This window comes from Rhodopseudomonas sp. AAP120 (assembly GCF_001295845.1).
GTDB lineage: Bacteria > Pseudomonadota > Alphaproteobacteria > Rhizobiales > Xanthobacteraceae > Rhodopseudomonas.
In genome coordinates this window covers 1-5,960 of the sequence record NZ_LJIC01000163.1, presented here as the reverse complement: position 1 = coordinate 5,960, position 5,960 = coordinate 1, and the positions used below count along the sequence as shown (strand labels likewise).

Below are 5,960 nucleotides of genomic sequence, written 5' to 3'. Positions count from 1 at the left end.
AAGCCGCGCGACGCGACCCCTCATCCGGCGCGGACGATGTCCGCGCCACCTTCTCCCACAAGGGGAGAAGGGAAGAGGCCGCGGGCGTGTTGGAGAGTGCCGAACTACGCCAGCGGCGGGTCGATGGCGGCGTCGTATTCCTGCTTGAAGCGGGCGACGAGCTCGGACACCGGGGTGATGCCGGTGATGCTGCCGATGCCCTGGCCGGCGCCCCAGATTTCCTTCCAGGCCTTCGGCTTGGCGCGCTCGCCCGATTCGTCGGTGCCGAAGTTCATCTTCGACGGGTCGGACTGCTCGAGATTGTCCGGGTCCATGCCGGCGGCGAGGATCGACGGCTTCAGATAGTTGCCGTGCACGCCTGTGAACAAATTGGAGTACACGATGTCGTCGGCGCCGGAGGTGGTGATCATCTCCTTGTAGCGAGGCACCGCGTTGGCCTCGGTGGTGGCGATGAAGGCCGAGCCGATATAGGCGAAGTCGGCGCCGAGCACGCGGGCGGCGCGGATCGCCCGGCCGTTGCCGATCGCGCCCGACAGCGCGATCGGGCCGTCGTACCAGGAGCGCGTTTCGGTGACGAAGGCGAACGGCGACTGCATGCCGGCATGGCCGCCGGCGCCGGCCGCCACCAGGATCAGGCCGTCGGCGCCCTTTTCGACCGCCTTGTGGGCGAAGCGCTGGTTGATGACGTCGTGGAACACGATGCCGCCCCAATTGTGCGCGGCCTGGTTCAGCTCTTCGCGGGCGCCGAGCGAGGTGATCAGCATCGGCACCTTGTGCTTCTCGCACAGCGCCAGATCGGCATCGAGCCGGTTGTTGGATTTGTGGACGATCTGGTTGACGGCGAACGGCGCCGAGGGGCGATCCGGATGCGCCTTGTCGTGGGCGGCGAGCTCTTCCTTGATGCGGTGCAGCCATTCGTCGAGCAGCGCCGCCGGACGCGCATTGAGCGCGGGAAACGAACCGACCACACCGGCCTTGCATTGCGCGATCACCAGATCGGGCGTCGAAATGATGAACAGCGGCGAGCCGATCACCGGGATCGACAGGCGGCCCTTGAACAATGCGGGCATGGGCATTCCGGATGTCTCCTCTTGTTGTGTTTGGCGGTGCAACCGCGGCGACACAAAAGCAAGGGAGGAACACGCCTGCAAGGCGGATTTTGCCGAAAACGCAGCGGTTCGACGCAAGCGCGGGAAAATTCGGCGACGCTACTGGCACCAAGCCCGCGTCACGAAATTTTCGGTCCGGCAGTCGCCCGGCTCGCGGGTCCGGCCGGGGATCAGCACCTTGGCGGAGCATTTTTCGGTGGCGTCGACGCCGAGGCTGCGGCCCTGCTGATAGCCCTTGGCGCGGCACAGGATCGTCGCCGCCGCCGCGCAGTCGGACGCCCCGTTGGCCGTGCTGGGACAGACCTGGCGTCCGTCCACCATGGCCGGCACCAGGGGCGAAGCGGCCGCTGCCGGCGGGGGTGGCGAGGCGGGAGCGGCGGCAGGCGGTGCGACGGCCGCGGGCGGGGCCGCCGCCTCCGGCGGTGCCGCGGGCGCGTCAGGCTTGCTGTCCGGCCAAGACCAACTCGGCAGCAGCGACCCGGGGGTCTTCAGCAGCTTGCCCAGTTCGTCGACCAGGCCGGGATTTTCGCGCGGGGGAGGGGGCGGGCTTGCCGGTGAGGGCGCGGCTGGCGGTGCCGGCGGCTGCTGGGCCCCGGCAGGACCGGCCGCCGGGATCATCAACGCGGCGGCCGCCCCGAGGGCGATGGCCAGCCGAAGAAAAGCACGAACTGGAACGGGCATAGAGGCAGCCTACGTCGTTGCGCTGACAGCGGGAAGACGTGGCGCCGTCACCTACACCAGCCGCGCGGCAATGACGAAGCCGGCGACCAGCAGGACGGCGGCGAGCGTGACCCACATGGTCAGGCGCTTTTCGATCTGCTCGCGGATCACGTCGCCCCAGCGATTGAGCACGATGGCGACGATGAAGAAACGGCCGCCGCGCGCGATGATCGAGAACAGGATGAACGACCAGATGTCGTAGCCGGCGAAGCCCGAGGTGATCGTCACCAGCTTGTAGGGGATCGGAGTGAGGCCCTTGAGCAGGATGATCCACGCGCCCCATTGCGCATAGCCGGCACGAAACGCCTCGACCTTGTCGCCGTAGCCGTAGAGCTGGATCAGCCAGTGGCCGACCGAGTCGTACAGCAGCGCGCCGATCGCGTAGCCGACCACGCCGCCGGCGACCGATGTGATGGTGCACAGTCCGGCGTAGAACCATGCCCGCTCCGGTCGCGCCAGCGACATCGGGATCAGCATCACGTCCGGCGGGATCGGGAAGAACGAGCTCTCCGCGAAGGAGACCATCCCCAGAATCCAGAGGGCGTAGGGCTTGTGGGCGGCGTCGATGCACCAATCGTAGATTCGTCTCAGCATGGGCGGCGATCAACCATCCCGGCGCCGCTTTGTCCATGCCACAAATGTGACGGTTGGCCGCAAGGCCGCCGTCAGTGCCGCTTGCGCACCGCCCGGGGCTCGATTGCGGCCATCGGCCGCCGCATCGGACGCAGCGCGCCCGGTTTCGCGACCTTCATGCCCGGCTTGGGAAGCTTCTCGGCGATGCCGAGCAGGGTCTCGCGCCGGTCCATCTCGCGCCAGACGTCGTCGGGGCAAACCCCGGCCGAGGCCCACAGGACGGTGAGGTTGTACATCAGGTCGGCGCTTTCACGGATCACCGCATCGCGGTTGCCGTTGATGGCGTCGATGACGACCTCGATCGCCTCCTCGGCGAGCTTCTTGGCCATCTTGCCCGAGCCGCCGCGAAATAGTTTGGCAGTCCGCGAGGTCGCAGGATCGAGATCCCGCGCCGCCAGCACCGCCTGATATAGCCGTTCGACCGAATCGCTCATTCGATCAGCTTAGCGCAACTGGATGTCGGTGGCGTTAACCCAGCGCAACGTCGGGGCTCAATGGCCGCGCTATGGCGCGGCCATTCCGTTGTCCGGAACTGATCAGTATGGATCGTAGTAACCATAGCCGGGATAGCCGCCGCCCACATAGGCCGGGCCGCCGTAATAGCCGTAACCGGGCCCGTAATAACGCGGGCCATAATAGTGGCTCTCGTAATAATCGCGGCGCGCCTGGCTGGCCGCGATCGCGCCCACCGTGCCGATGATGCCGGCGAATGCGGCCGCCGCCGCGGCATTGCCACCGCCGCCCCGGCGCACATAGCGCTTCTTTCGCGCGCTGAAATCGGTGACGTCGTGCCGGGTCACCGCCGGCGCCTTGTCGGAAGCCTTCGGCGCAGCAACGGCGGCTGACGGCTGCAAGCCGGCCAGCGCAATCGCCGCCACGGTCGCGATCGCCACGGCACGAACGCCGCCCGACCGCCGAATGCTAAGCTTCACCATCGGAAACCTCCGCCTCATATGGCCGCATGGCGGCCGCTGCGGGAACAACCCCGATGAGGCATCTATGGTTCCGTTGGAGAAACTCAACCGTGCGCGTGATCGGCGTCACGTATCGGGCCGCCCAAAACACAACCCCCGTCATTGCGAGCCACCGGGTCCGGCCTTTGGCCGGCCCGATGACAGGCTCCGCGAAGCAATCCAGCGCCGTGCACGCGGCTTCTGGATTGCTTCGTCGGCTTCGCCTCCTCGCAATGACGGGGAGAAGTCGTGCGTCAATCAGCCGTTCGACAGCTGCTGGTCGAGGTCGTGCAGCACCTGGTAGCAGGGCAGCACCTGAGCGACGGACGAGTTCGGCTCGCGGCCTTCGCGGATCGCGGCGAAGAATTCGCGGTCCTGCAGCTCGATGCCGTTCATCGAGACGTCGACCTTGGAGACGTCGATCTTCTCTTCCTTGCCGTTCACCAGATCGTCGTAGCGGGCGATGTAGGTGCCGTTGTCGCAGATGTAGCGGAAGAAGGTGCCGAGCGGGCCGTCGTTGTTGAACGACAGCGACAGCGTGCAGATCGCGCCGTTGGCGGCCTTCAGCTGGATCGACATGTCCATCGCGATGCCGAGCGACGGATTGATCGGGCCCTGCACCGCGTTGGCCTTCACGATCGGCGAGCCGGCCTGATAGGCGAACAGATCGACGGTGTGGGCGGCGTGGTGCCACAGCAGATGATCGGTCCAGCTGCGCGGCTGGCCGAGCGCGTTCATGTTGGTGCGGCGGAAGAAGTAGGTCTGCACATCCATCTGCTGGATGTTCAGTTCGCCGGCCTTGATCTTGTTATGCACATACTGATGGCTGGGATTGAAGCGGCGGGTGTGGCCGGCCATGGCAACGAGGCCGGTCTTCTTCTGCAGATCGACCACCGCCTGCGCGTCGGCCAGCGAGTCCGCGAGCGGAATCTCGATCTGGACGTGCTTGCCGGCGTTCAGGCAGGCGATGCCCTGCTCGGCGTGCATCTGGGTCGGCGTGCAGAGAATAACCGCGTCGACTTCCTTGATCGCCAGCGCATCGGCAAGATCGGTCGAGACGTGCTCGATGCCGTACTTCTTAGCCACCTCTTGGGTCGGCTCCAGCCGGCGGCCGATCAGCGACACCACCTCGACGCCGTCGATGTTCTTGATGCCGTCGAGATGCTTGATGCCGAACGCGCCCGCTCCCGCGAGCGCGACCTTGATCGTCTTTGCCATATCAGGCGTTCTCCAGAATGAGGTGGCCGACCGCGGTGTTGCTGGCCGGGACGTGATAGAAACGATGGGCGACCTTGGGCTTCGGGCCGCCGGTGGCGTCGGCCATCGCGCCGCGCGCGATCAGCCACATCACCAGTTCGATGCCTTCGGAGCCCGCTTCGCGGACGTAGTCGATATGCGGCTTCTTCGACAGGGCATCCGGGTCGTTGATGATCTGGTCGAGGAAGGCATTGTCCCATTCGCGATTGATCAGGCCGGCGCGCGGGCCCTGCAGCTGGTGGCTCATGCCGCCGGTGCCCCAGATCTGCACGTTGAGGTCTTCGTCGTAGGAGCGGATCGCCTTGCCGATCGCCTGACCGAGCATGTAGCAGCGGCGGCCGGACGGCACCGGATATTGCACGACGTTGACGGCGAACGGGATCACCGGGCAGGGCCACGCCTGCGGCTCGCCGCACATCAGGCTGAGCGGCACGGTGAGGCCGTGGTCGACGTCCATCTTGTTGACGATGGTCAGGTCGAAATCGTCCTGGATCACCGACTGGGCGATATGCGCGGCGAGCCGCGGATGGCCGATCACCTTCGGCACCGGGCGCGGACCCCAGCCCTCGTCGGCCGGCGTGTATTCCGCCGCAGTGCCGATCGCGAAGGTCGGGATGAAGTCGAGGCTGAACGCGGTGGCGTGATCGTTGAATACCAGGAAGATGACGTCCGGCTTCTCGGCCTTCAGCCACTCCTTGGAGAACTCGTAGCCCTTGAACACCGGCTTCCAATAATCCTCGCCGGTCTTCTTCATGTCGATCGCGGCGCCGATGGCGGGGACGTGCGAGGTGTAGACGCTGGCGGTGATCCGAGCCATTACTTCTTCTCCCCGATGTAGCGGTTGCCTTCGGCCGAGCGGCCGCCATTGATCATCATGTTGCGATATTCCTCTTCGGTCATCCCGGTCATCGAGCCCGCCATCTGCTGGAAGCTCTTGCCGTCGGTGGCGCCGATCTTGGCGAGGAAGTAGATGTTGCCGCCAAGCGAAATGCAGCGGTTGAGGTCGCGGTCGAGCACCGCCTGCTTCTGCTCCTCGGTCATCGGCCATTCGTCGAGATAAGCGCGCTCGTCCGCCTTGAAGCGGGCGCGGTTCTCGGCCTTCATCAGCGACATGCAGAACTGGTTGAGATGATAGCCCATCCGCGACATGTCGGCGTCGAAGATCGTGGTGCCGGGCACGTCGGTATAGGGTTTGTCGAGGGGCATGGCGGAGTCTCCTCTAGGACTTGTTAGTTACGAAACGGGCGGCGGCGGCTCCCTCTCCCCGCATGCGGGGAGAGGGGTGGGG

The 5,960-nt window shown here is 65.9% G+C and carries 8 protein-coding genes; all 8 read right to left on the bottom strand.

Translation table 11 applies throughout. The features are described from left to right. Positions 1-104: 104 nt before the first annotated feature. Complete coding sequence (locus IP86_RS23205; protein WP_054164802.1) at positions 105-1,076, bottom strand: NAD(P)H-dependent flavin oxidoreductase; 972 nt, start codon at positions 1,074-1,076, stop codon at positions 105-107. Between the two features lie 132 nt (positions 1,077-1,208). Then, entirely contained in the window at positions 1,209-1,430 is a 222-nt protein-coding gene (locus IP86_RS29530; protein WP_245290719.1) for a hypothetical protein, read from the bottom strand. 411 nt (positions 1,431-1,841) lie between these two features. Continuing rightward, on the bottom strand, positions 1,842-2,423 hold the full coding sequence (locus IP86_RS23195) for a YqaA family protein (protein ID WP_054164800.1): 582 nt from the start codon (positions 2,421-2,423) through the stop codon (positions 1,842-1,844). A gap of 71 nt (positions 2,424-2,494) precedes the next feature. Then, a complete protein-coding gene (gene hisE / locus IP86_RS23190; RefSeq protein ID WP_054164799.1) occupies positions 2,495-2,896 on the bottom strand; it encodes a phosphoribosyl-ATP diphosphatase in 402 nt (133 codons plus the stop codon). 102 nt (positions 2,897-2,998) lie between these two features. Continuing rightward, a complete protein-coding gene (locus tag IP86_RS23185) occupies positions 2,999-3,397 on the bottom strand; it encodes a hypothetical protein (RefSeq protein ID WP_054164798.1) in 399 nt (132 codons plus the stop codon). 276 nt (positions 3,398-3,673) lie between these two features. After that, positions 3,674-4,633: a Gfo/Idh/MocA family oxidoreductase gene (locus IP86_RS23180; protein ID WP_054164797.1), complete on the bottom strand. Its 960-nt coding sequence runs from the start codon at positions 4,631-4,633 to the stop codon at positions 3,674-3,676. Between the two features lies 1 nt (position 4,634). After that, positions 4,635-5,489 (bottom strand): class III extradiol dioxygenase subunit beta, encoded by an 855-nt coding sequence (locus IP86_RS23175; protein WP_054164796.1) that lies wholly within the window; start codon positions 5,487-5,489, stop codon positions 4,635-4,637. Next, the gene (gene ligA, locus IP86_RS23170; RefSeq protein WP_054164795.1) at positions 5,489-5,878 is read right to left on the bottom strand and encodes a protocatechuate 4,5-dioxygenase subunit alpha; all 390 of its coding nucleotides are present in this window, start codon (positions 5,876-5,878) and stop codon (positions 5,489-5,491) included. The genes IP86_RS23175 and ligA overlap by 1 nt, the downstream gene beginning before the upstream one ends. Positions 5,879-5,960: the final 82 nt, after the last annotated feature.